Origin of the sequence: Reichenbachiella sp., from assembly GCF_039941815.1 — a bacterium.
GTDB lineage: Bacteria > Bacteroidota > Bacteroidia > Cytophagales > Cyclobacteriaceae > Reichenbachiella.
The window spans coordinates 257,582-280,520 of the sequence record NZ_JBDVDW010000062.1; the positions used below are offsets into that span (position 1 = coordinate 257,582).

Sequence of the window (22,939 nt, forward strand, 5' to 3'; positions counted from 1 at the left end):
TTATCAGGGGTCTGAGTACCCAGGGCCGGAATCGAACCGGCACGGCCGAAGCCACTAGAGTTTGAGTCTAGCGCGTCTACCAGTTCCGCCACCTGGGCAAATAGGCAAGCTTTTTAATACTAAAAAGCTGCGATCTGGTATCCTCTCTTTCAAAAGGGATGCAAACATATCTAAAGATTATCAAGAAATCAATATCCAAATGAGATATCAATCCAATTTTATTTTCTGAATATAGGAATGTGCTTCTGGTGCTTGGCTAAACAATCGCTTAGTTTCTGGCCATACCTGACCAAACAGCTCTGAGTGACGATAGACATTCAAATCACTCTCTCTCTCCCACATGCTATAAGTAGAGTAGACATTGGGTTTTTCAGCATCGTTCAACAACTCCAAATGTATGCAGCCGGGAAAGGCACGAATCTTCTCCTTGCTCTTTTCAAAAATCTCAAGAAACTGCTCCACAGCCTCTTCTTTGAAAGTCATTCTTACTACCCGTATGATCATGAGTCCATCGTAAAGTCTATAAATACCTGATCGCCTATCATCAACCCCAGCAACTCCGCACCTCTGCCCTGATTGATTCCAATCTGCAGGTTACCCATAGAATTAAACATCACAAAGCACTCCCCAGAATTGACTTCAGAATAGTGTCCATGCAGCTGCAACACTTTCTCTCTTCTGAAATTGATGACATAGGGAAAGTTATCGTTGAGCTTCAAAATAGCGTCAAAATCAGTCTTCAAAATATTGGTGATGAGATTTCCGTAGTGATCGATGTGTACAATATTGCCTGCAATCTGTTTTTTGGTAGCTTTGGCCCGAGTCGGCATCAGTCGATCCATCTCTTCCATTCGCTTCCCAAAGTCCTGAATGTCTTTTCCGCTGGCTATTTTCCCGGCAAGGGGGCCATAAAGTGTCTTTGCTATAAATGGAGATCGGACTGGCTTCACACCATTGATATCTACAATAGCACTTGCAACTTCTTCGCTCAGCAAGGACACTAAACCGGAGTCCTCTCCTATAAAAATATGATTCTCTAATTTGACAGCTATGTTCTTTGCGTTTCGTTTTATGGTATTGGACACGGCGATCAGATGTACCGTACCTTCTGGAAAATCCCTAAACACAGACCCCAAAACATGAGCAGCATGCCCAATGTCACCCACTGATATCTGATGAGATATATCTATTATGGTGAGATTTGGATTCTCCTTCAATATGCTTGCCTTCACCGCTGCTACGTAATGATCGGATTCTCCAAAATCAGAAAGAAATGTAACGATGGCCATACAAGCTATTGAAAAAACTGTTTATTTTGTCTAGCAAAAATATAATTTGACCGCAAATTAGGTACTTCATTTGGTAGAAAAAATTATTACCCTAGAGAACATTCCACTCAACGAATTTTTGGGTGTTGAAAACCAAAACATCAATGAAATCGCCACGGCTTTTCCAAAGTCGAAGATTATTTCTCGTGGCAACGAGATCCGTATTCAGGGTTCGTCGCCAGAGATCATAAAAATCAATGAGATTCTAAACTCACTGGTACAGCACTATGATAGATATGGCAACATTACACACGAGCAGGTCAAAACTTATCTAAACCAGGAAGAAGACAAGTTTGTCGATGCCGAAACCGACGTTTTGGTATATGGCACTAAGGGATTCAAAATAGCTCCCAAGTCCAAAAATCAAAAAAAGCTGGTAGAAGCAGTACAAAAGAAAGACTTGGTATTTGCGATAGGTCCTGCTGGTACCGGCAAAACTTATATCTCTGTAGCACTTGCAGTAAAGGCACTCAAAGATCGTGATGTAGAGAAAATAATCATCACTCGCCCAGCGGTCGAGGCTGGTGAAAATCTCGGGTTTCTTCCCGGTGACCTAAAAGAAAAAATAGACCCGTATTTACGCCCAATTTATGACGCCCTCCATGACATGGTGCCTGGAGAAAAACTGCGGTACTATATGGAGAACGGGGTAATAGAAATAGCACCACTAGCCTATATGCGCGGACGGACGCTCAACGATGCTTTTATTTTGCTGGACGAAGCTCAGAACACGACTCCTATGCAAATCAAGATGTTTTTGACCAGGATGGGGCCCAATTCTAAAGTCATCGTCACCGGTGATATGTCACAAATAGATCTACCTGTCAAACAAAAATCAGGGCTGGCTGAATCACTCAAAATTCTAAAAACTGTGAAAGGTTTAGGATTCGTTGAGCTGGATGGCAAGGATGTAATTCGTCACAAACTGGTTCGCTCTATCATAGAGGCTTACGACAAAGATGAAAATGGCTAAGCCCTTTAGCTAGTCTTACGGTTCGATTGCACTACATTTGAGTAAACAACATTCTTAAATTAAGTGAAATGTTGTTTTGGACCACCTACCCTTTTCTTAGACTTTTTATGGCCTTTGCCATCGGCATCCTACTTGCTCGGTACTCCGATTTGGCAGTTTTCATACACCTCCAGCCGTTCCATATAGTTGCCCTATTCTCAGGCATCGTTATTCTCAAATTATCCTATCGACGTGTAAGTCACCCATTAATAGGCAACCTTCTTCTGATACTCGTATTCCTCCTTGGACTGCTACAGATGAAAAAAGAAACTGACCTCATAGCCAAAGGCCTTTGCACAATCAAATGGGCTGAATGTAAGGCTTGGACTGGGGTGATTTCTTCATTTCCAATAGAGAAGAGTAAGCATTTGGTCTATGAGGTAAAGGTAAATTCTGGCATCAGCGATACACTCATCATTGATGGTCAATCTAAAATTTTGGTCTACGTCAAAAGGTCTGACAGCAGCCGATCCGTATTAAGCTATGGTGATCAGATTCTTGTACAGGGTCGGCCAAGTCCAATCTCTAGAAACAGAAACCCGGGTGCATTTGACTATAGTGCTTACCTGGCAGATCAGGGCATATTCCTGCAGCAGTTTGTAGAACCCACACAAATCAATCTGGTTTCCCACTGGCAAGCCAATAAATTTTTGGCTCACATCTATCGCCTTCGTCGTCATTTCGAACAAGTAATATCCAGCAGCATTGATAGCCCAAAAGAAAGAGCCGTGATAAAAGCCCTTCTGCTTGGCATCAAGAGTGATTTAGACCCTGAGACTAAGGCCAGCTATGCAGCCGCAGGAGCCATGCATATACTTGCAGTATCTGGCCTCCATGTCTCCGTGGTCTGTCTGATCCTCAACTGGATCTTCAAGCTGCTCCCTGTTGGTAAACTGAGGCGATTTCTTACACCCATCCTCTCAATCATAGCGCTGTGGTCCTATGCTTTACTCACGGGCTTTTCCCCCTCTATTATCAGAGCGGCTACCATGTTCACCATAGTCTTGCTTTCTCAGGCCATTAATCGGCGTGCACATGTATTCAACTCTCTGTCTTTGGCAGCTTTTATTCTGCTCCTTCTCGAACCAAAGTATTTGTTCAATGTGGGATTTCAGCTTTCATTTTTAGCTGTTGGCGGGATTTTATATCTCTATCCTAAAATATCAGCCTTGTGGACGATACATAATCGACTTGGCAAAGCGATCTGGCAAATTACCTGTGTGTCACTGGCTGCGCAGCTGGCCACCTTTCCCCTCAGTCTTTATTATTTCCATAGCTTTCCAACTTACTTTCTACTCACCAATTTGGTAGTGATCCCAGGAGCCTTTATCGTGATGATACTCGGCATAGGGCTGCTCTCGTTTGGGTGGCTGCACGACGGAATCGGATGGATATTGAAACAAGTGGTCTCGGCGCTGAATTATTTTGTAGAGCAAATACATTTACTCGACGGCAGCTCCATAGATTGGATCTACATCTCCTCCAGCCAAGCGCTATTATTATATACGCTGATCCTTGCCGCTACGGCTCTACTACAATTCAAAAGGACATCTTATGCCTGGCTTATGCTATTTGCCGTAATAGGCATAGCCGGAGATCAGAGCTTCAGGCTGATGAATCAAGCCGAACAAAATGAGCTGCTATTTTATTCAACCCGAAAAAATCTAATTCTGGACAATGTAAATGGGCTTCATGCCCAAATCGTCTCCACTGACTCGCTTATCAATATTGAGCATCACGAGTATGAAATCACGCCGTTTAGAAGAGAGCATTTGCTTCCCTTTCCCGAGGATATCAAATCAGAAAGTACTCCGCTAGCAGCCATTGCTGATATGCAAGTGATAGCTGGGAAGAAAATACTATTCCTGAATCAGCGATTTGACACAAGTCAAATTTCAGAACCTTTCCAAGCGGATATAGTTGTGATTTCTAATCAATGTATAGATAACCCTGACAAACTCTCTCAAATCTTTTCTTGCGAACAGATCATACTGGATAGCAGCAATGGTGCTCGGTACATAGATAATATAAAAAATGAAGCCTCCTCGCTGGGAATGACTGTGATCAATCTAAAAGAGAAGTACCATAGGGTGTCCTTGTCAAGGAATCAGATATTCCTGAATATGTTTTTTAAGTGAGTCCTTATCGGCACAGAGATCTGGATCAGCATATATCTTGAGCATAAGCTCGAATAACACATCTTCCTCATAGCCTAACTTCGCCGACATTTTTGCACAAAATTTGATCTCTTCGTTGTATAACTTGCCATCGATCTTCATAAGCTGTACTATCGAATAGATGAGGTCGTATTTTTCGTCATCTACCAGGCTAGATAAATCACCAATGGGCAGCTCCTCGTCGAAGCACGAAGCTATTTCTTCCTCAGTCATACCGTTGGCTTTGCCCACTTCATTGATGAGATCCACCTCCTCCTGGACGACGATACCATCAACTTTTGCCAGTTGGACTAGAATATTGAGATGGGCTTTTGACATAATGCGCTGGTTTTGATTTAAACAAATATAAGAAATCAGGATAAAAGGCCTATATTATATTCAATGAACTATCTATCGCACTTGTACCTCTCTTTTGGTGATATTGAAATAACCTTAGGAAATTTCATGGCTGATTTTGTGAAAGGCAAGAAGTATCTCAACTATCCAATAGGGGTGCAAAACGGCATACTAATCCATAGAGAAATCGATAGTTATGCGGACTCCCATCCCATATTTCTGGAAGGCAAAAGAAGACTAGTCAAAGACTACCGACACTATGCGGGGGTGATCATGGATGTATACTATGATCACTTTTTAGCCAAAAATTGGTCGAATTATAGTGACGAAGAACTCAAATCATTCAGCACAAGACATTACCAACTGCTCAACAACAATACTGATTTGCTTCCGGATAGGTGTCAATACCTACTCAGCTATATGGAAGCGGGAGACTGGCTGTACAATTATCAGTTTTTGGAAGGCATTCAGTTTACCCTTAGCGGAATGTCACGTCGTACCTCTTTCGAATCTGGAATGGAAAAAGCTTTGAGCAACCTTGAGGCTGAATACGAACAATACGAAGATGAATTTCAACGGTTTTTTGAAGAAATATTGGGCCATATCCATAATTTTACCGCTGAAATAATAAACAAATGATCATTTCAAAACCAAAAATAGGTACACTGTTCTCCGTAGGCGTTTTTATCTTCCTGGCGTTCGCTCTTTTCATCTATGGATTGATACAAATACGCGAGGCGAGTGATCGCACCTGGTGGTATGTGCTGGTTTATACCTCTGGGCCTATCGGTCTATTGGTGCTGATGAAAATTCTCTTTACACTCAAAACTATAAAAATTTCTAAGGAGCGATTCGAAGTCAGGTTTCCTTTTAAATTTCAAAAATACGACTTCAGTGGCAAGGAAATAGACCACTGGTTTCATACCTCCATCAAAACCTATGGTGGGTTGTACGAGGAACTAACAATAGCCCTACAATCCGGCAAAAAACTTGCCATGAGCAAACAGGAAAATACGGAATACGACAAGACTCTAAACTACTTAAAGAAGAAGTTCAAAAAACTGCAAAAATGATCAGACTCACATTATTTGTTGGATTGGGAGGTATGATAGGCAGTATGCTCCGGTTTCTCATTTCACAATGGGTGTTGAAAATCACTCCAGGTATTGCTCCTATGGGAACACTGCTGATCAATATCGCAGGTTCGTTTCTTCTCGGACTTTTGTTTCATACCGTCAGTAAAATGGATCGGTCTTATTACCTACTTTTGACCTCAGGATTTTGTGGTGGATTCACCACTTTTTCCACTTTCAGTGTAGAGAACATCGATCTGATCCTCACCAACAATCTGGGGTCCGCACTGTTATACATCTCACTTAGTTTAATTTTAGGCCTGGCCGCTGCAGGTTGCGGATGGTATCTTGGCAAATTGTATTTAGCATAAAATCATGACCAACTCATTTTATAGTAAGATTACTCTGGGAGTTTTAATACTCTTATTACTCTGCAAATGTGGATCTGAAAAAGAAACATATGTTCCGTTTACACCGGAAGAGGATTCAATTTTTGTCTATAACAACTACGATAAAAAAGAGGTCTACATACCCATGCGTGACGGCACCAAACTGTTCACAGCCATTTATTCGCCGAAGGATACTGATGTGGCCTATCCAATGATCATGCTTCGAACGCCATATTCGGTACGTCCGTATGGAGAAGATAGATACAAGATTGACCTCGGCCCTAATATGAGAATGACTCGTGACAAATATATTTTCGTCTATCAGGATGTAAGGGGAAAATATATGTCAGAAGGCAATTTTGTTAATATGACGCCACACAACAGTGGTATCAATGAAAGTAAAGATACCTTCGACACCATCGAGTGGCTCCTCGAAAATATAGACAATCATAATGGAAAAGTAGGCCAGTGGGGTATTTCGTACCCTGGATTTTATACCGCCGCAGGCATGATTGATACACATCCAGCGCTAGTGGCTGTCTCGCCCCAAGCTCCAATAGCCGATTGGTTCTTCGATGATTTCCATCATCATGGAGCTTTTTTTCTGCCTCACACTTTCAACTTCTTTTCAAGCTTCGGACTACCTCGGCATGAGCTCACTACAGTGAGAAACCCTAGATTCAACCACGAAACTGACGACGGATATAAGTTTTTCAAAGACATCACACCGTTGTCGTTAGCCAATCAGAAGTATTTGAAAGACAGTGTCAAGTTCTGGAACGATATCGTGGCACATCCCAACTATGATGAGTTTTGGCAAAAGCGAAATTTGCTACCCCACTTGAAAAATGTAAAATGTGCCGTACTCACTGTAGGGGGCTGGTATGATGCAGAAGACCTATACGGTCCGTTAAAAATATATGAGACGGTAGAAAAAAATAATGCTGGAATATTCAATGCGCTGGTGATGGGACCATGGAGTCATGGCGGATGGAGGCGTACAGATGGCGACTATTTGGGCAACGTTCATTTCGGATCAAAAACATCAGAATTCTACAACAATGAAATCATCTACCCTTTCTTCTCCTATCATCTAAAAGGGAAAGGTGAAAATGAACTGCCTGAAGCCTATATGTTTCAAACGGGGACTAACGAGTGGAAAACTTTTGACGAGTGGCCACCAAAAAATGTTCAAAAAGTAAAATTCTACTTCAAAGGCAAAAAGAAACTATCACGCACTGCTCCAAAGGAGAATGAGTTTGGAATGGATATTTTTGTAAGCGACCCTGAAAATCCAGTGCCTTTCATTGACGATGAGGATACAGGCATGCCAAAACCTTACATGACTGATGATCAAAGCTTTGTCAACGATAGGCCCGATGTGCTCTATTATCTCTCTGCACCCTTGACGGAGGACTTGACAGTTGCCGGGCCGATTCTTGCCAATCTGGTTGTAAAAACTGATCAATCGGCGGCTGATTGGGTCGTAAAGCTAATAGATGTCTACTCCAGTACGCATCCACCTTCTCCACATCAGCCCGATTTACCGAAGTCAAGATATCATCAAATGGTTCGTAGTGAAGTACTTAGAGGCAGATTCAGAAATAGTTATGAATATCCAAAAGCCTTCGAACCTAAAAAAGAAGAAGTCGTACAAATTCCCTTGCAGGATGTACTTCATACATTCAAAAAAGGTCACCAAATCATGGTGCAGGTGCAAAGCACCTGGTTTCCGCTGGTAGACATCAACCCTCAAACCTATGTGGAAAATATCTTCGAAGCTCAGCCGGAAGACTTTGTGAAAGCCAAACATTATGTGGGTAGATCAGGACTTGCTCCCTCCTATATTGAAGTGGGTATTTTGAGTGAGGAGGAGGAAAAATAAAACCATCCTGGGTGGGATGGTTTCATAAACTGAATTAGGTCAGTCTGATTTTTGGAATTTTGTGATTCTAAAGTATTAAATAAATCGGAGGAATCAAACTTTTTCATCGACGAATTGCCTGTTTTCTTCGACAAATGAAAAATTACTGTCGGATTTGAGGATTTCGTTCTATCTCACAATGTCTCGCTGGATATTTTTTCCTTCATAATACTTCCTTAGTATAGGGTACATGATCACCGAAAAGACAATAATCAAAGTGCCCCAATAAAAGTTACTATCCATTTTCTCGTCGGCACTAAATAGAAAAACTGCAACGGTAATTCCATAGACAGGCTCCAGATTGATCGTAAGATTAATGGCAAAAGCAGTGAGTCTATGCATGAGTTTTACCGCTATGGAGTAGGCATAGACGGTACAAACCATACTAAGTATCAGCAAGTAGATAAAATCTTCTGTATTGAGCACCAAGGACAAGCCATCTTCTGTGAGCCAAAAACCATAAATCGGAAAGAACAGCACGATGGTAAGACATGCACCTACCATCTCATAGTAGGTAATCGTAAAATGATTTTGCTTGGCTACCAGCCTGCCATTGATTACCGTGAAGATCGCAGAAAGCAGGGCTGCGGCTATAGCGACTAAAAATCCATCTGCTGAATCGATAGTTGATTGAAACACCACCACAATTCCAATTACAGAGATCACAGCAACCACGGGTTCATAAAACTTCACCTTGCGCTTGTTGACAATAGGGTCTATGATACTGGTCCAAAGAGAGGCGGTAGCCATACCAGCCAGACAAACAGACACATTGGAAAGATGGGCGGCCAAAAAGAATAGTATCCAATGAACGGCTATCAAAACGCCTGTCCCTAATATGGCCCAAGCTTGCTTTCTTGGCATAGTTATCGGTAGTTTTTTCCACTTCAATAGCAAATACAATCCTACGCTAGCCAGTAGCGTGCGATAAAAGACTATTTCAACCGATGGAATAGAAATCAATTTGCCCAGGATGGCAGTAAACCCCCAAATAAAAACAATGAAATGGAGCTGTAGATAAGCGTTGAGTAAGGATGCTGATTTTTTTTCTGTCATTGATTCTGGTAGACCGAGGTCTATTTAGGCACAAACCTGTACATCACCAATGCAGCCACTATCCCTACTATATTAGGGATCCAAATCGCCAACAGAGGATGCATAGACCCAGCTTCGGCTATAGCCTTGACTAATACAAATAGTAGTATAAAAACAAATGCAATGATAAAGCCTAACGCAATTTTGAATCCGGCTCCGCCTCGAGTAGATTTTTCGGCTGACACTGATACGCCCATCAGAGTCAAAATAATAGCCGTAAAAGGTAACATATACCTAATATAAATTTCTATTTCATAGAGCCCAACTTCACTCGAACCTCTCGACTTGAGCAGTGCAATATATTCGTTGAGCTCGTTCATGTTCATGGTGGCATTGAGTTGGTATTTGGTCTCAAAGTCTCCAGGAGAAATGTTTACAGCAGAATCCAAATGTTCGCCTCGTGTAAATACCTCGGTAAAATTTTTGACCTCTCTCAATTCCCAATTTCGGAAATGCCACGTTTCCAGAGAATCATTCCATGTCATCTTCTTGGCAAATAATTTGGCCTCCATTCTATTGTCCACGATGCGCTCGAGTGTGACACGATAGGCTGTCTCAGTTCTGTTATTATACCGTTGTATATAGATATAATCATACTCGGCTACCTTGAGATGAATATCTCGCTCGTTGAAGTAAAAAGGCTTCTTGAGGTGTTCTATTTCGAAGCCGATACGGTACTTGTTTGAATTGGGGATCAGCCAGCCGTTGACATAGAAGCTGACAGAAGCGATCAGACAGGCCCCAATTAAATATGGGACCAGCATCCTTCTAAAGCTTACACCAGCAGACAGAATAGCAACTATTTCCGTTTTAGCCGCCATGCCTGAAGTCACCAACACTGTGGTAATAAAAACTGTAATTGGTGAGATCAAATTGGCTATCCAGGGAGCAAATGCCAAATAGTATTGTATAATAGCCTCAGCGGGTACTTCATTCTTTATATACTTCTCATTCTTCTCGGTGAAGTCAATCACCATGATGACCACCACAAGTAGCCCTACGACAAACACGTAGGTCTTTAGAAACTTGGAGAGTATGTACTTATCGAGCAGTTTCACCAGCTAATGATTAAAGCCTGTTTGAAATTTTGGGCAATATAACATTTTTCCAGGCAGCGAAATCACCCTGCAAGATATGTGCCCGAGCCTCTTTGACCAACCATAAAAAAAACGATAAATTATGAATACTTGCAATTTGAGCACCTAACATTTCACCTGTACGGATCAGATGTCTCAAATAGGCCTTTGAGTAATTCGTATCTACATATCCTGCCAGATTAGGATCGATTGGAGAAAAATCTTTCTCCCACTTCTCATTCTTGATGTTAATGATTCCCTCAGAGGTATATAACATTCCATGGCGGGCATTTCTGGTCGGCAGCACACAGTCGAACATATCTACTCCAAGTGCTATACATTCAATCAGGTTGGCAGGAGTACCTACTCCCATCAAATATCTAGGTTTGTCTTCTGGCAATATGCTACATACCAGATCGGTAGATTCATACATCATTTCTGCAGGTTCGCCAACTGAGAGCCCACCTATAGCATTACCTTCTCTTTCAAACGATGCGATAGTTTCTGCCGACTGCTTTCTCAAATCATGATATGTGCTACCTTGTACGATAGGAAATAGTGTTTGGCTGTATCCATACTTAGGCTCTGTCGCGTCGAATCGGTCACAGCATCGCTTGAGCCAGCGATGGGTCATCTCCATAGAATTTTTAGCATATGGCTTGTCGCACGGATAGGGAGTGCATTCATCAAAAGCCATGATAATGTCAGCTCCAATCGTGCGCTGAATATCCATCACATTTTCAGGAGTGAAGTGATGTTTTGACCCATCAAGATGTGATTGGAATTTAACCCCCTCCTCAGTGATTTTTCTCCTGTCCTTCAATGAATAAACCTGATAACCACCGCTGTCGGTCAACAAAGGCCGATCCCATCCATTGAATCGATGGAGTCCGCCAGCAGACTCTATCACATCCAATCCAGGGCGCAAATAAAGATGATAGGTATTCCCAAGAATAATCTCAGCTTTTACGTCCTCTTTGAGTTCTCTTTGATGTAGGGCCTTGACTGTACCGGCAGTACCCACAGGCATAAATATTGGGGTTTCGATTTCACCGTGATCGGTTTTTATCTTGCCAGCCCGCGCTTTGGACTTGGGATCTTTTTGAAGTAATTGAAAATTCATGTCGACGGCAAAAATAGGTTGAATTATAAAATAATCTTTTGCTAGAGACGCATATCTTTGCCACCGTTTTTAACAATGAGTTTTAATGGAGTATTTGCTATTAATAGCTGTCTCAGTTTCGCTTGGGACCTTATCAATATATTGGATGATCTTGCTGCTAAAGATCCTTAGACACAAGTCTCTGCCCAAAAAACATGTGCCCGTTTCGGTTATCGTCTGTGCGCACAACGAGCTGGGCAATTTGAAAAAACTAATTCCGGCACTACTCGATCAAAAGCATAGCGAATTCGAGTTGGTCATCGTAGATGATCGATCAGAGGATGGCACCTACGACTACATGCTAGAAAAGCAATCTGATCAGCTCAAATTCGTGCATGTAGATCAGGTTCACGACCATATCAATGCCAAAAAATTTGCACTTACACTTGGCATCAAAGCCGCACAACATGAGATATTGTTGTTCACCGATGCTGACTGTATTCCATCTTCAGCTGACTGGATCACTGAAATGACTGGCAATTTTGATAAAAACACAGAATATACATTAGGTGTATCACCCTATAACAATGACTCGGGATTGTTGAATCATTTCATTCAATTTGAAACACACTGGACAGCAATGAACTATATCGGTTTTGCTTTGGCTGGGAATCCATATATGGGTGTGGGAAGAAATCTTGCTTACAAAAAATCTTCCTTTCTGAAACATAAGGGATTTAGTAAAATCCAGCATATCACTGGCGGGGATGATGATTTGCTTGTCAACGAGCATGCCAATAAAAAGAATACTAAGGTAGCCATAGGAGCTGGATCCCTTGTCTATTCCATCCCAAAGAAGACGTGGAGTGAGTTTAATCGGCAAAAAATCCGCCATTGGTCAGTTGGACGTCATTACAAATGGATGGACAAATTTATACTTGGCCTACAAAATTTTTCAAATCTAGTTTTCTGGTTGGCATTGATTATTTTAGCCATGCAAACCAATAACTTCCTGATCCCAACCGGGATGCTGGTCTTTAGAATGGTATTTATTACAATTCTTGTAGAACTGACATCCAAAAAGTTCGGCTATCGTATGAACATTTGGCTTGTACCTATGATGGACATTTTGTACGCAGGATATGCATCTATTTTTGGCGTTATTGCGTTATTGACTAAGAAGGTTAGATGGAAGAAATAAAAAAACAGTTTTCTGATAAGGCACTTAAGGATTTCAAACTCATAGATCATGCGGTAAATGAAGGCGATGAACAAGCTTTTGCTGAGCTCATGGAGCGATACAAAAGACCAGTTTATCACATGATCCTAAAAATGATCAGAAATACAGATGATGCAGAAGACCTAACCATTGAGGCCTTTGCAAAGGCGTTCAAAAACCTGCACAAATTCAAAAAAGACTACACTTTTAGTACCTGGCTGTTTCGGATCGCAACAAACAACACGATTGACTTTATCAGAAAAAAGAAGCTAAACACGTTTAGTTTAAACAGTTCTTATACTGATGATGGAGGAGAATCTGTAACCATAGATGTGGAAGACAAAAACCTGAATCCTCAGGAGGAAACAATCAAAGGTCAAAAAATTGAACTTGTGCGTATGTTTGTTTCCAAACTACCTCCCAAATATCAGCGTTTGGTAAGACTCAGGTACTTCGATGAGTTGTCTTATGATGAAATTGCCAAGACACTCGACGCACCTTTGGGAACTGTGAAGGCTCAGCTCCACCGTGCTCGTGAGCTTATGTACGATTTGGTAAAGGATAAAAAGAAACACATCTAATCTCATTCGCAACAGGTATCTGTTTAGTTTTGCCATATGGCAATTACCTCTCTGGAACACATTCAAAAATACTTCCCTGATCTTACCAATAAACAGGTGGAGCAGTTTAGTCAGCTGATGCCTTTGTACAAGGATTGGAATGCTAAGATCAATGTAATTTCAAGAAAGGATATAGAAGAGTTGTATCTTCGGCATGTACTTCATTCTCTTGGAATAGCAAAAGTACAATCTTTTTTGCCTGGAGCTCAAATACTTGATATCGGCACTGGTGGGGGTTTCCCCGGAATTCCACTAGCCATACTTTTTCCTGAGACTGAATTTCTGCTGGTGGATAGTATTGGCAAAAAAATTGGTGTGGTCAACGAAGTGGCACAGGCTCTTGGTTTATCCAATGTGAGCGGAGTCCACACACGTGCGGAACAAATCACAACAACATTTGATTTTATCGTAAGCAGAGCGGTCACAAGAATGAAGCCTTTTTATGCCTGGACGAAGGGGAAAATAAAAAAGGAGTCCAATCACGAACTCCAAAATGGCATTTTGTACTTAAAAGGTGGCGATTTGTCCGATGAGCTAAAGGAGTCTAAACTCAGATATAAACTTTACGATCTAACAGACTATTTTGAAGAAGAATTTTTCGAAACTAAAAAAGTGGTTTTTATTCCTCGCCAATAATTCTAGATATAACCCCACTCATACTGGATGGTAAATACGACACTACCTCCGATACTATCTCCTTCTTCAATAATATAGTCTACGGATTCATCTTCTTGAAATACTTCAAATTCGATTTTCCACCCATTTCCTGACTCACAGGTGTGGCATTGAGCATTTACTAATTTAATCTCAACGATGGGGTCTATCTTCCCTTCAATAAAGGGATTGAGGTCAAATTCAATTTCTTCATTGAGATCCCCTCCCGAAGCGGCTTGCTTGAAAACCATTTCTCCATTAACATAGACTTCTACCCAATCATCAATCTCAAGAAAGAGCAGCGAATTTCTTTTAGGTGCTTCGGCAAATGACGAAAACGACATAGCGGCAAGCAGAACAGTTAGGCTTAGGGACTTTAACAAAACGGTTTTCATAATTACTAATTTACTTGATCTTCAGAATACGGGTCGTATTTCAAATACCGTACCAATAAACAAACCTACCGATTTGATGCTGTACTCAAAAGCCATCAGGGAATTTTAATGATTGATACTAACGCATGACGAAAATCATACTTTCAGGGTCTTTCCAGTCATTTTAATTGGCTTCAATATAAACGTACTTAGTTACAAGACCCTAAAGCCATGATAACTATAACCAACATATCAAATCCTGCCGAAAGAAGAAGGGCAGAACAGAAACATGCAAGAGCCAATCAAAAGCCGCTTCAGTTCAAAATTACCGCTGATGACATGGCTGATTTGATGGCAATCAAAAGCAATAAGGCTCATCTCGACCACGAGCGCGGCCGGATGTTTTTCTTTATGGGACTGAGTATTGCTCTCGGCCTTTTATACATCATTTTTAATTGGAATTTTGCCAAAGATCAAGGAATCATTACATTAGAAGGTGGTGATGCGACAGCCTTCGAAGAGATCCAGGATATCCCTCAAACTCTGCAGACACCACCTCCACCACCGCAGCAGCTTCAGCTCCCTAAAATTATAGAAGTGTCTGATGAGGTGATCATCGAGGAAGTCGACATTACGATCGACGTGGAAACCAGTGAAAATATGGTGGTTGAGGACGTAGAATATGAGTTGGCGCCTATCGAAGAGGAAAAGGCGGAAGAGATTTTTTACGCCTCCGAAACACCTCCAAGACCAGTAGGTGGGCTTAAGGCATTCTATGGATTTATTACCGTGAACCTAAAATACCCGCAGCGGGCCAGAACTAATCAGATCAAAGGTCGTGTTTTCGCACAATTTGTAGTGGACAAAGACGGAACACTTACAAATTTCAAAATCCTTAAAGGTATAGGATACGGATGTGACGAAGAAGCGCTTCGAGTGCTAGCAATAGCCCCAAAATGGAACCCAGGAAAGCAACGTGGCCAACCGGTTAAAGTCTACATGACTCTTCCCATCGTGTTTGATCTCAGATAGCCGCCTTAGTTGTCATAGATGCGGATGATCTCTCCGTTACTTTTGCCTTCCAGACTTTCAATATAACCATTGACTACTTTGCTCATGGGTATGGCGTTATGACCAGGAAAGAAGTCTTGGTATTTCTCCACTGCATCTTCCACCAACCCTGATGAAACGGCATTGATTCTTATACCTTTAGTCATTTCTAAAGCAGCTGCCTTTACAAAGCTATGAATACCTCCGTTGACCATGGCGGCGCTTGTGGTGAGATCTACTGGCTTGTCAGCCAAAATGCCTGTGGTGAGCGTAAAAGATCCATTTGGATTGATATACTCCATACCGACCCTGACCAGATTCACCTGCCCCATAAGCTTGCTTCTAATGCCTACATAATAGTCGCCTTCTTTCATATCTTTCATCGCTGCCCATTTGGCTTCGCCCGCAATACTAATAACGGCATCAAATTCACCAACTGTTTCGAAAAGCTCGCGTATGGATTCGACATCAATAAGGTCTACATTGACATTTCCTTTGGATCGGCTGGCGGTGATGATGTCATGTTTTTTGGACAAAACGTCTACCACACGACGTCCTATAGCCCCATGACCTCCTACTATTATTACTTTCATAGCAAATTGAGTTAATAAAAAAATTCGTCAGGCACCTTAAAATGCCTAACTCGCAATATATTAATAATCGTGAATTAATTCTTTTCTGATAAGATCATATCCTTAGGTAATACGGGATTGCTGAGCAAGCGGCCAAGAGGAACCCAACGCTCATCTGTAGTTTCAGATTGAGACTCAATGTAGTTCCTTACGAGATCCTTCCCATAATTATAGTTCACCACATATGACCTGTACTTTTTAATGAACGGTACTGAAGTGGTGATGAGCGCGTAGTCTTCTAACCAACGGCTGATTTCATCCTCGGACATATTACCGTTGACGATACCTCTGGCAGCCTCATTTCTGGCATAATTGAGCTTTTCTTTGATTCTAATATAGCTGAAGTAGGCATCAGCATCTGTGGTATCGAGCCCAGCTAGTGGCATAAGTACATCTTTGGCAAATTCATCATATTTTTCTCCAGGAAATGCCATATCAATACCAAAGTTGGCACTGCCTTCTGCGATCAACGATTGAGGACTAAATAGCGGGTAGAGAGATATTTCAACCCACCCTTTGTCAACGTACAGGTTTTTTTCTAGCATCATATTATAAACATGATGGCCAGGATACCCTTCATGACAAGCTAAGTCTATCACACGGTCTACTAAAATCGGATGATCAACATTTATCTGAATTAGACTTTTGTAATTGCCTTGATACCAATTGTATCCACTCCAGGTTTTGTCCTGAACATACTCTAGGGTAAAATTTTCTTCTGCAGGTAAATCGAATTTTTCCTGTGTGATTTTACGTGCAGCTGCTATGGCGACTTGAAAGACCGTATCCATTCTATCCTTGGGAATAGCAAATTTCTCAGTCAGTGCTTTTTGGCGCTCTTGCAACGATCCGGTGCCGGGTAGCACTTGGTCGAGCTCGCTTATTAAGGCTATGAAATGGGTGGAATCATATGTAGGTATTTTTGCACCAAAAAGCTCTTCTGCTTCTTCATCAAAGGTGCCGTAGTCTTCAGCCACGATTCTGATTCTACGATCAAAGGCGGTAAGTTGTGATGATATCCATCGAGCCCTCATGACCGTCTCTTCGGTAGATTTGGTATCACTGACCAAGGCATCAAGCGACAGCTTCAGTTTTTTTACCTGATTTCGAAAGCGCGCTACGGGAAAGGACTCTTCTACCTCACCCGTGTACTTCAGTGAATCGGGCCCGTAGTAGGCATCAACAAACACAGGGTCGTATTCACCAATTTCCAGGCCAAGACGTACATAGTCTAAGGCTAGATCATTTAAGTCTTTCTTCTGCGAATCTGGTTGACAGGCAGCGATTGCAAGTAGCGCCAATAGCAGACAGGATGTTAATATTCTCATCATAATAGGTGTTAATGAATTAATCTACAATTAGTTCATATCTAAAGAGAAATGCAAGTTTATTATGAGAATGGTAAATCGAATACTGTTAATGGAAATAAACTTTTGTTTTCAAAATTTGATTGCTGAATTAGGTTGGAAACTTCATGATAATAAAGCTATTTTGCCGCCTCAAATTTTATAAATAGTAAACAAAACGTTATGAAGATCTGGTATCAGTGTAAGGCCAAATACGCCAAAGAAAACAATGAGGGAATCCTTAAGCAGACCTCAGAATTGCATCTGGTGGATGCTGTTTCCTATACCGACGCTGAGTCCCGTATCTACGGTGCCATGGAAAGAACCGTTAGCGGAGAATTTCAAATCATGACGATAGCGAAAACCAACATTGGCGAGGTGATCAACTTTGAGGATGCAGATTATTGGTATAAGTGTAAAGTACAATACAGTACAGTGGATGGCGATTCAGAAAAAGAGGTGAAAATCACCACCTATATATTGACTAGTGCTGAAAATGTAAAACAGGCATACGAAAGGGTAGAGCAAAGTCTAGATAACATGCTGGTTCCGTTTGAAATTTCGAGCATTGCCAAGACCAACATCGTTGAGGTTTTTCCGCAGATGGACGATGAAATTCCTTCGAACTTGAAACCACTGGAATCAGAGAATGAAGACTACGACGAGCAAGAGGTAGAAGAGGAGGTAGAAGCAGGTGAAATATCGACGGAAGAGGAGGAGCTGGGCTAGCTCAGCGAGCTGCCTTCATCATTTTCCAGTCGGTTTGTAATATCTATCAAAGCTTTGTCCAAATCATTGGATTGACCTTTGAGCTTTTGAATAAGTTCGTCTTTTTCCTCGGACTTGAGATTAAAATCGAAGAGTTGAATTATTCCTTTGATATTGGCGACAGGCACTCTCAGGTTGTGCGCATTCATAAAAGCATAGTCTGACAGGGTTTTATTCTTGTTGGTGAGCTCGACGGTACGGTCCTTTACCATTTTTTCCAGATTTGTATTTACTGAATTGAGGGCTTCATTGGCCGTATTTAGTTTTTCTGATTGACTTGAAATTTGTTTGTTCTTTTCTACAAGTTTCACATTGGTCAGTTTCATTTCTTCTGTCAAAAGGGTCAGCTCCTTTGTGCGCTCATTTACGATCTGCATTAAGACTTTCTGATTACGACTTAGTTGTCTGATTCTCCATTTGAACAGACCATAAAGTATGGCAATCAAGAGGATGGCTCCTAGCAACTTGGCCCACAGGCTTTCATACCACGGAGCTACTATCTCTATTTCGTAGCTAAGGGTTTTACTGTAAACATTGGACTCGCCAATGGCACGGAAATCGAAAATGTAACTCCCAGATGGTATATTTCGATACTCTGCGACGCCATCGGTCTTGAGCGAACTCCATGACTCATCAAATCCTTTGAGCTTATATTGATATTTAAGTTTGTGTGGCGCGGTCCAGTCTATTGCAGAAAAATGAAAGGTAAGATGATTCAAATCGTGTGGCAATCGTAAGTTTTCGGGATAATTGTAGAAGGGGGTTACAGAGAGTTCCTTTTCACTCATTAGATCTAAACTGATACAATCCTGACAGTCATCATCTGATGGTCTCCGAAAGTCTACGAATTTCTGGTTGATTTCTACATAGTTGAGCTGTACCTCTGGTTGTTTGCCACTCACCGCAAACGAATTAAGATCAAGTTTGGTAATCCCCTTGCCATGCCCCCACCAGATTTGATTACTTCTATCCAGACAGATGGCGTTGACTGCAAGGTCAAGTCGCTTCAACCCATCCCATTTGGTCATGCTGGTATGTGTAAATGATTGGTTTGAATCTGATTTTTGAAGTACACTTATTCCGGCTTCCGTACCTACCCACATATTGCCATTTCTATCTTCCACTATAGACAATACTAAGTCGTGCGTCAACCCGATTTCTTTAGTATAATGTTCGAAATTATTACCATCAAATTTACAAAGCCCACCGCCCCAGGTTCCAAACCACATGTTGCCTTTGCTATCCTCAAATATGGTCATTACGATGTTGCTTGGCAACCCGGACTCTTCCGTAAAATTCATGAGGGATTTACCATCGAAGCGTGTCACTCCTCCGCCATCTGTACCAAACCATAAATTGCCTTTTTTGTCTTCGGTAATACACCTGACAATATTTTTACCCAGCCCCACTTCTTCATTGATGGTAGTAAAGGATTGTCCATCGAATTTGCTCACACCACCACCATAGGTACCAAACCAAAGATTGCCGTTGATATCTTCATGCATGCTCCTGACGTTGTTGTTTGCCAAACCGTCTTCATCAGTATAGTTCACAAAATATTTGCCATCGAACGAGAATACTCCGCCACCTCTAGTTCCAAACCAAAAGGTACCGTTTTTGTCTTCCAGCATACAATAGATATTGCCGTTGGGAAGGCCTGTCTCCTCATTATAGGTTTCATACTCTCTGCCGTTGAACTTGGTCATGCCTGCGCCGTCTGTACAAAACCAGATATTTCCTCTTCGGTCTTGAATAATAGATCGTACAGTATTGTTTTCAAGTATGTCTTTGCCAAGATAGCTGTTAAACGAATTCTCCTTGAGTTTGCTCACTCCTCCACCATTGGTACCAAACCAAATATTGTTGCTCCGATCTTCAAGAATGCTAAGGACTGTATTATTTGACAGTCCGTCAGTCTCGGTGTAGTGGCTAAACTGCTGCTTGTCAAATTTGATTGCTCCACCGCCATAAGTACCCATCCAAAAATTTCCGTTGCTATCCTGTATCATCGAGAGGATTTTTCCATTAGGCAACCCCTGTTCCTCGCCGTATAAGCTCAAGGTCTTCTCATCATACTTGCAAAGTCCACCATTGTTAGTTGCGATCCATATATCCCCAAATTCATCTTCCAGGATTTCGCGGATTTGATTACTTGGCAGCCCATCCTTGGCTTTGAAGCTTGTAATGCTTTCACCGTTGTAGATCGAAATTCCATCGCCATCAGACCCAAACCACATATTTCCCCCTCGATCCTCAAGTATGGCATATACTCTTTCTCCACCCAGACCATCCTTATTGGTCAGCGTAAAAAAAGAATCTCCATCAAATCTGCTTACACTGCCATTGGCAAAGCCCATCCATATTTTTCCCTTCTTGTCTTCAAATAACGCGTATACTCTATTGTCTTCCAGCCCATTGTCTGTAGAATAGTTGATGAAGTTTTGCCCGTTGTATTTTATGACTCCTCCCCCATTAGTAGCAATCCATAAGTTGCCAGACTGATCCTCCAAAATCACGCGAATTCGATTATTTGAGAGGCCTTCTATATCGGTATAGTTATGGACATTTTTGCCATCATAGCGACAAAGTCCACCTCCATATGTGCCAAACCAAAGGTTTCCTTTTTTATCTTCATAGATGGAATAGACAAAAGAAGAAGATATTCCTTGTTCTACATCGAGATATTGAATGTTAAATTGCGCTCCATCTTTGAACCGCATGGGCAATGATTTGATGGGAATAGGCTGTGAAATCAATTGCGGAAAGATTGAATCGATTTTGGTGGTGTGATCCACAGTGCTATCGAAGTTTATCACATCAAATTGAGCCCTATTTAGAGGGATTATTTCGGGGTCTTTACTTTTGATGTTAAATGGGGTGATTGGCCTGCGTTGAGGTTTTCCCGCCTTTACTTTCGTGCCTCTGGCTGGTGTGGAAATCAACTCTCCTAGTTGGACTTCCTGGGGACTATGCATACTTGCAACATTGGCAGGTTTGAAAAGCCCGTATGTGTCTTGTTGGGGTAGGTCTACCCTACCCTGTCTCATTTCATTGCAGCCCGGAAATACACCAAACAAAATAACCAAAACAAAGACTATTGTCTTTTGGTAGGAAAAAAATTGGATGCCTTTGGTGGTTTTTAGGGGCTTTGGGACAAGTAATCTATCGCTTAAGCACATTCCAACCTAATTCAGTTAATCAATAAGATAAATAAATTCTGCTTTAATAAAAATGGGCTGAGATTAAGTTTTACAATTATGCCATGGAATAGGACAATATGGAGCTAGAAGTGGATTTGATTAATAATTGAACAAAAAGGCTAAATATCATTGATTCAACTATCCTCTCATTTCCCAATAGCTATACATCCTAGAGTATAAACTGACTGAGATCTCTATTCTCAACCATGCCGTCGAGTTTTTCCTGAACTTTGGCTTTGTCTATGACTATTTTTGCATTTGGCCCTATGATATCCGGAATATCGAAAAGGATATCGTTGAGTAGTCTACTCATCACGGTATGTAGTCTTCTGGCGCCGATGTTCTCGATCTCGGCGTTGATACCAAAGGCAATCGAGGCGATTTCATCTATGGCTTCATCATTGAACGTGATATCAACATCTTCTGCTCCTATCAATGCTCTATACTGTTTGGTCAGGGCATTCTTTGGCTCGCTAAGGATTCGAACAAAGTCCTCTTTGGTCAGGTTTTCGAGCTCCACCCTGATCGGGAATCTGCCTTGAAGCTCTGGAATCAAATCGGAAGGTTTGGCAAAATGAAACGCCCCTGCCGCTATGAACAGTACATGATCTGTATTGATCACTCCATATTTGGTATTGACAGCGCTGCCTTCTACGATTGGTAAGAGATCACGTTGTACACCTTCTCTGCTAACATCAGGCCCACCTTTTTTAGAAGCGCCCACCGCAATTTTATCCACCTCATCTATAAAGATGATTCCTGTATTCTCAGCTTTAGCAATGGCTTCATCTTTTACCTCATCCATATCTATCAGACGTGAAGATTCTTCTTCGAAGAGTATTCTTCTGGCTTCTGCTATGGTGACTTTTCTTTTCTTACTTTTCTTCGGCATCATCTGCCCGATCATTTCCTGGATGTTCATCATAGATGTTTCATCCATTCCTCCACCACCGACCATTCCAATGCCACCGGTTGAAGTTTGACTGACGCTAATGTCGATTTTACGATCATCCATTTCTCCACTCTTGATTTTATCGCGGAATCGCTCTCTGGTCTTTTCGTTGAGCTCGGCATCATCTACCGGGATGGCCACTGAATCGTCATTCTGGCTACTGAAGTTTGTGCTTGGCTTCTTAATTGGCGGAATGAGCGCATCCAGAATGATATTTTCTACAACCTCCTCTGCTTTCTCTTTTACCTCTTCTTTTTTGGCGTGTTTCACCAAGCTTACGGCTTGTTCTACGAGGTCTCTCACCATACTCTCTACGTCCCGACCTACATATCCTACTTCTGTAAACTTGGAGGCTTCTACTTTCACGAATGGGGCATCGGCCACTTTTGCTAGTCGACGAGCTATTTCTGTTTTCCCCACACCCGTAGCTCCTATCATCAAGATATTGTTGGGAACGATATCTCCCTGAATGTCTTCTTTTACATTCATTCTTCTCCATCTGTTTCGTAGTGCTATGGCCACATTGCGCTTAGCATCATTCTGACCGATGATGTATTTGTCTAGCTCCGCTACTATTTGCTTGGGGGTCAGGTATTGATCTTTTGATAACAT

General features: G+C 41.7%; 22 protein-coding genes and 1 tRNA gene. 11 read left to right on the top strand and 12 right to left on the bottom strand.

Features of this window, described 5'->3' with window-relative positions:
- Positions 1 to 16: 16 nt before the first annotated feature.
- The 3 genes from ABJF11_RS16830 to ABJF11_RS16840 all read right to left on the bottom strand — a co-directional run bounded on the left by ABJF11_RS16830 (position 17) and on the right by ABJF11_RS16840 (position 1,289).
- Positions 17 to 98, bottom strand: a tRNA-Leu gene (locus tag ABJF11_RS16830).
- A gap of 109 nt (positions 99 to 207) precedes the next feature.
- Positions 208 to 504 (bottom strand): antibiotic biosynthesis monooxygenase family protein, encoded by a 297-nt coding sequence (locus ABJF11_RS16835; RefSeq protein WP_348121239.1) that lies wholly within the window; start codon positions 502 to 504, stop codon positions 208 to 210.
- Positions 501 to 1,289, bottom strand: coding sequence for an SAM-dependent chlorinase/fluorinase (locus ABJF11_RS16840; RefSeq protein ID WP_348121241.1), 789 nt, complete (start codon positions 1,287 to 1,289; stop codon positions 501 to 503). Before ABJF11_RS16840 ends, ABJF11_RS16835 begins: the two co-directional genes overlap by 4 nt.
- Before the next feature lie 70 nt (positions 1,290 to 1,359).
- Between ABJF11_RS16840 and ABJF11_RS16845 the strand changes: the two genes are divergently transcribed.
- Both ABJF11_RS16845 and ABJF11_RS16850 read left to right on the top strand, forming a co-directional pair.
- Positions 1,360 to 2,301: a PhoH family protein gene (locus ABJF11_RS16845; protein ID WP_348121242.1), complete on the top strand. Its 942-nt coding sequence runs from the start codon at positions 1,360 to 1,362 to the stop codon at positions 2,299 to 2,301.
- Between the two features lie 68 nt (positions 2,302 to 2,369).
- On the top strand, positions 2,370 to 4,478 hold the full coding sequence (locus tag ABJF11_RS16850; protein ID WP_348121244.1) for a ComEC/Rec2 family competence protein: 2,109 nt from the start codon (positions 2,370 to 2,372) through the stop codon (positions 4,476 to 4,478).
- Here the strand turns inward: ABJF11_RS16850 and ABJF11_RS16855 are convergent.
- On the bottom strand, positions 4,440 to 4,835 hold the full coding sequence (locus ABJF11_RS16855; protein ID WP_348121246.1) for a TerB family tellurite resistance protein: 396 nt from the start codon (positions 4,833 to 4,835) through the stop codon (positions 4,440 to 4,442). The two genes, ABJF11_RS16850 and ABJF11_RS16855, sit on opposite strands and share 39 nt — an antisense overlap.
- Positions 4,836 to 4,898: 63 nt before the next feature.
- Between ABJF11_RS16855 and ABJF11_RS16860 the strand changes: the two genes are divergently transcribed.
- Genes ABJF11_RS16860 through ABJF11_RS16875 form a run of 4 tightly spaced genes read left to right on the top strand, consistent with a single transcriptional unit; the run spans position 4,899 to position 8,200 of the window.
- Positions 4,899 to 5,492 carry an ACP phosphodiesterase gene (locus ABJF11_RS16860; RefSeq protein WP_348121247.1) on the top strand — a complete coding sequence of 198 codons (594 nt, stop codon included), beginning with the start codon at positions 4,899 to 4,901 and terminating at the stop codon, positions 5,490 to 5,492.
- The gene (locus tag ABJF11_RS16865; RefSeq protein WP_348121248.1) at positions 5,489 to 5,926 is read left to right on the top strand and encodes a hypothetical protein; all 438 of its coding nucleotides are present in this window, start codon (positions 5,489 to 5,491) and stop codon (positions 5,924 to 5,926) included. Before ABJF11_RS16860 ends, ABJF11_RS16865 begins: the two co-directional genes overlap by 4 nt.
- On the top strand, positions 5,923 to 6,297 hold the full coding sequence (gene crcB, locus ABJF11_RS16870) for a fluoride efflux transporter CrcB (RefSeq protein ID WP_348121249.1): 375 nt from the start codon (positions 5,923 to 5,925) through the stop codon (positions 6,295 to 6,297). Before ABJF11_RS16865 ends, crcB begins: the two co-directional genes overlap by 4 nt.
- A gap of 4 nt (positions 6,298 to 6,301) precedes the next feature.
- The gene (locus ABJF11_RS16875; protein WP_348121250.1) at positions 6,302 to 8,200 is read left to right on the top strand and encodes a CocE/NonD family hydrolase; all 1,899 of its coding nucleotides are present in this window, start codon (positions 6,302 to 6,304) and stop codon (positions 8,198 to 8,200) included.
- A 168-nt stretch (positions 8,201 to 8,368) separates the two neighbouring features.
- Here the strand turns inward: ABJF11_RS16875 and ABJF11_RS16880 are convergent, their stop codons facing one another.
- From ABJF11_RS16880 to tgt, 3 genes are read right to left on the bottom strand one after another with little or no spacing between them, the layout of a single operon-like run.
- Entirely contained in the window at positions 8,369 to 9,295 is a 927-nt protein-coding gene (locus tag ABJF11_RS16880) for a DMT family transporter (RefSeq protein ID WP_348121251.1), read from the bottom strand.
- Between the two features lie 20 nt (positions 9,296 to 9,315).
- Positions 9,316 to 10,392: an LptF/LptG family permease gene (locus tag ABJF11_RS16885; RefSeq protein ID WP_348121252.1), complete on the bottom strand. Its 1,077-nt coding sequence runs from the start codon at positions 10,390 to 10,392 to the stop codon at positions 9,316 to 9,318.
- A 10-nt stretch (positions 10,393 to 10,402) separates the two neighbouring features.
- On the bottom strand, positions 10,403 to 11,533 hold the full coding sequence (gene tgt / locus ABJF11_RS16890) for a tRNA guanosine(34) transglycosylase Tgt (RefSeq protein ID WP_348121253.1): 1,131 nt from the start codon (positions 11,531 to 11,533) through the stop codon (positions 10,403 to 10,405).
- Between the two features lie 85 nt (positions 11,534 to 11,618).
- On the opposite strand from tgt, the gene ABJF11_RS16895 reads away from it, so the two are divergent.
- The 3 genes from ABJF11_RS16895 to rsmG are packed head-to-tail and all read left to right on the top strand — an operon-like array spanning position 11,619 to position 13,987.
- Positions 11,619 to 12,713, top strand: a complete 1,095-nt coding sequence (locus ABJF11_RS16895) for a glycosyltransferase (RefSeq protein WP_348121254.1) — start codon at positions 11,619 to 11,621, stop codon at positions 12,711 to 12,713.
- On the top strand, positions 12,701 to 13,312 hold the full coding sequence (locus ABJF11_RS16900; RefSeq protein ID WP_348121255.1) for a sigma-70 family RNA polymerase sigma factor: 612 nt from the start codon (positions 12,701 to 12,703) through the stop codon (positions 13,310 to 13,312). Before ABJF11_RS16895 ends, ABJF11_RS16900 begins: the two co-directional genes overlap by 13 nt.
- 36 nt (positions 13,313 to 13,348) lie before the next feature.
- On the top strand, positions 13,349 to 13,987 hold the full coding sequence (gene rsmG, locus ABJF11_RS16905) for a 16S rRNA (guanine(527)-N(7))-methyltransferase RsmG (protein WP_348121256.1): 639 nt from the start codon (positions 13,349 to 13,351) through the stop codon (positions 13,985 to 13,987).
- 2 nt (positions 13,988 to 13,989) lie between these two features.
- Here the strand turns inward: rsmG and ABJF11_RS16910 are convergent, their stop codons facing one another.
- Positions 13,990 to 14,400, bottom strand: a complete 411-nt coding sequence (locus ABJF11_RS16910) for a hypothetical protein (protein ID WP_348121257.1) — start codon at positions 14,398 to 14,400, stop codon at positions 13,990 to 13,992.
- Positions 14,401 to 14,610: 210 nt separating this feature from the next.
- Between ABJF11_RS16910 and ABJF11_RS16915 the strand changes: the two genes are divergently transcribed.
- Complete coding sequence (locus ABJF11_RS16915; protein WP_348121259.1) at positions 14,611 to 15,411, top strand: energy transducer TonB; 801 nt, start codon at positions 14,611 to 14,613, stop codon at positions 15,409 to 15,411.
- 5 nt (positions 15,412 to 15,416) lie between these two features.
- Here the strand turns inward: ABJF11_RS16915 and ABJF11_RS16920 are convergent, their stop codons facing one another.
- Positions 15,417 to 16,022, bottom strand: a complete 606-nt coding sequence (locus tag ABJF11_RS16920; RefSeq protein ID WP_348121260.1) for a short chain dehydrogenase — start codon at positions 16,020 to 16,022, stop codon at positions 15,417 to 15,419.
- A 74-nt stretch (positions 16,023 to 16,096) separates the two neighbouring features.
- On the bottom strand, positions 16,097 to 17,392 hold the full coding sequence (locus ABJF11_RS16925) for a hypothetical protein (RefSeq protein ID WP_348121261.1): 1,296 nt from the start codon (positions 17,390 to 17,392) through the stop codon (positions 16,097 to 16,099).
- A gap of 198 nt (positions 17,393 to 17,590) precedes the next feature.
- Between ABJF11_RS16925 and ABJF11_RS16930 the strand changes: the two genes are divergently transcribed.
- A complete protein-coding gene (locus ABJF11_RS16930) occupies positions 17,591 to 18,136 on the top strand; it encodes a DUF4494 domain-containing protein (protein ID WP_348121262.1) in 546 nt (181 codons plus the stop codon).
- Here the strand turns inward: ABJF11_RS16930 and ABJF11_RS16935 are convergent.
- Both ABJF11_RS16935 and hslU read right to left on the bottom strand, forming a co-directional pair.
- The gene (locus ABJF11_RS16935) at positions 18,133 to 21,150 is read right to left on the bottom strand and encodes a two-component regulator propeller domain-containing protein (RefSeq protein ID WP_348121263.1); all 3,018 of its coding nucleotides are present in this window, start codon (positions 21,148 to 21,150) and stop codon (positions 18,133 to 18,135) included. The genes ABJF11_RS16930 and ABJF11_RS16935 overlap by 4 nt on opposite strands.
- Before the next feature lie 394 nt (positions 21,151 to 21,544).
- Positions 21,545 to 22,939 carry an ATP-dependent protease ATPase subunit HslU gene (hslU, locus tag ABJF11_RS16940; protein WP_348121264.1) on the bottom strand — a complete coding sequence of 465 codons (1,395 nt, stop codon included), beginning with the start codon at positions 22,937 to 22,939 and terminating at the stop codon, positions 21,545 to 21,547.

Bases quoted from the DNA above. Each gene is read 5' to 3' on its own strand.
- ABJF11_RS16835 (WP_348121239.1), bottom strand. From the start codon at position 504: ATGATCATACGGGTAGTAAGAATGACTTTCAAAGAAGAGGCTGTGGAG.
- ABJF11_RS16840 (WP_348121241.1), bottom strand. From the start codon at position 1,289: ATGGCCATCGTTACATTTCTTTCTGATTTTGGAGAATCCGATCATTAC.
- ABJF11_RS16850 (WP_348121244.1), top strand. From the start codon at position 2,370: ATGTTGTTTTGGACCACCTACCCTTTTCTTAGACTTTTTATGGCCTTT.
- ABJF11_RS16855 (WP_348121246.1), bottom strand. From the start codon at position 4,835: ATGTCAAAAGCCCATCTCAATATTCTAGTCCAACTGGCAAAAGTTGAT.
- ABJF11_RS16860 (WP_348121247.1), top strand. From the start codon at position 4,899: ATGAACTATCTATCGCACTTGTACCTCTCTTTTGGTGATATTGAAATA.
- ABJF11_RS16865 (WP_348121248.1), top strand. From the start codon at position 5,489: ATGATCATTTCAAAACCAAAAATAGGTACACTGTTCTCCGTAGGCGTT.
- crcB (WP_348121249.1), top strand. From the start codon at position 5,923: ATGATCAGACTCACATTATTTGTTGGATTGGGAGGTATGATAGGCAGT.
- ABJF11_RS16875 (WP_348121250.1), top strand. From the start codon at position 6,302: ATGACCAACTCATTTTATAGTAAGATTACTCTGGGAGTTTTAATACTC.
- ABJF11_RS16880 (WP_348121251.1), bottom strand. From the start codon at position 9,295: ATGACAGAAAAAAAATCAGCATCCTTACTCAACGCTTATCTACAGCTC.
- tgt (WP_348121253.1), bottom strand. From the start codon at position 11,533: ATGAATTTTCAATTACTTCAAAAAGATCCCAAGTCCAAAGCGCGGGCT.
- ABJF11_RS16895 (WP_348121254.1), top strand. From the start codon at position 11,619: ATGGAGTATTTGCTATTAATAGCTGTCTCAGTTTCGCTTGGGACCTTA.
- ABJF11_RS16900 (WP_348121255.1), top strand. From the start codon at position 12,701: ATGGAAGAAATAAAAAAACAGTTTTCTGATAAGGCACTTAAGGATTTC.
- rsmG (WP_348121256.1), top strand. From the start codon at position 13,349: ATGGCAATTACCTCTCTGGAACACATTCAAAAATACTTCCCTGATCTT.
- ABJF11_RS16910 (WP_348121257.1), bottom strand. From the start codon at position 14,400: ATGAAAACCGTTTTGTTAAAGTCCCTAAGCCTAACTGTTCTGCTTGCC.
- ABJF11_RS16915 (WP_348121259.1), top strand. From the start codon at position 14,611: ATGATAACTATAACCAACATATCAAATCCTGCCGAAAGAAGAAGGGCA.
- ABJF11_RS16920 (WP_348121260.1), bottom strand. From the start codon at position 16,022: ATGAAAGTAATAATAGTAGGAGGTCATGGGGCTATAGGACGTCGTGTG.
- ABJF11_RS16925 (WP_348121261.1), bottom strand. From the start codon at position 17,392: ATGATGAGAATATTAACATCCTGTCTGCTATTGGCGCTACTTGCAATC.
- ABJF11_RS16930 (WP_348121262.1), top strand. From the start codon at position 17,591: ATGAAGATCTGGTATCAGTGTAAGGCCAAATACGCCAAAGAAAACAAT.
- ABJF11_RS16935 (WP_348121263.1), bottom strand. From the start codon at position 21,150: ATGCATAGTCCCCAGGAAGTCCAACTAGGAGAGTTGATTTCCACACCA.
- hslU (WP_348121264.1), bottom strand. From the start codon at position 22,939: ATGTTATCAAAAGATCAATACCTGACCCCCAAGCAAATAGTAGCGGAG.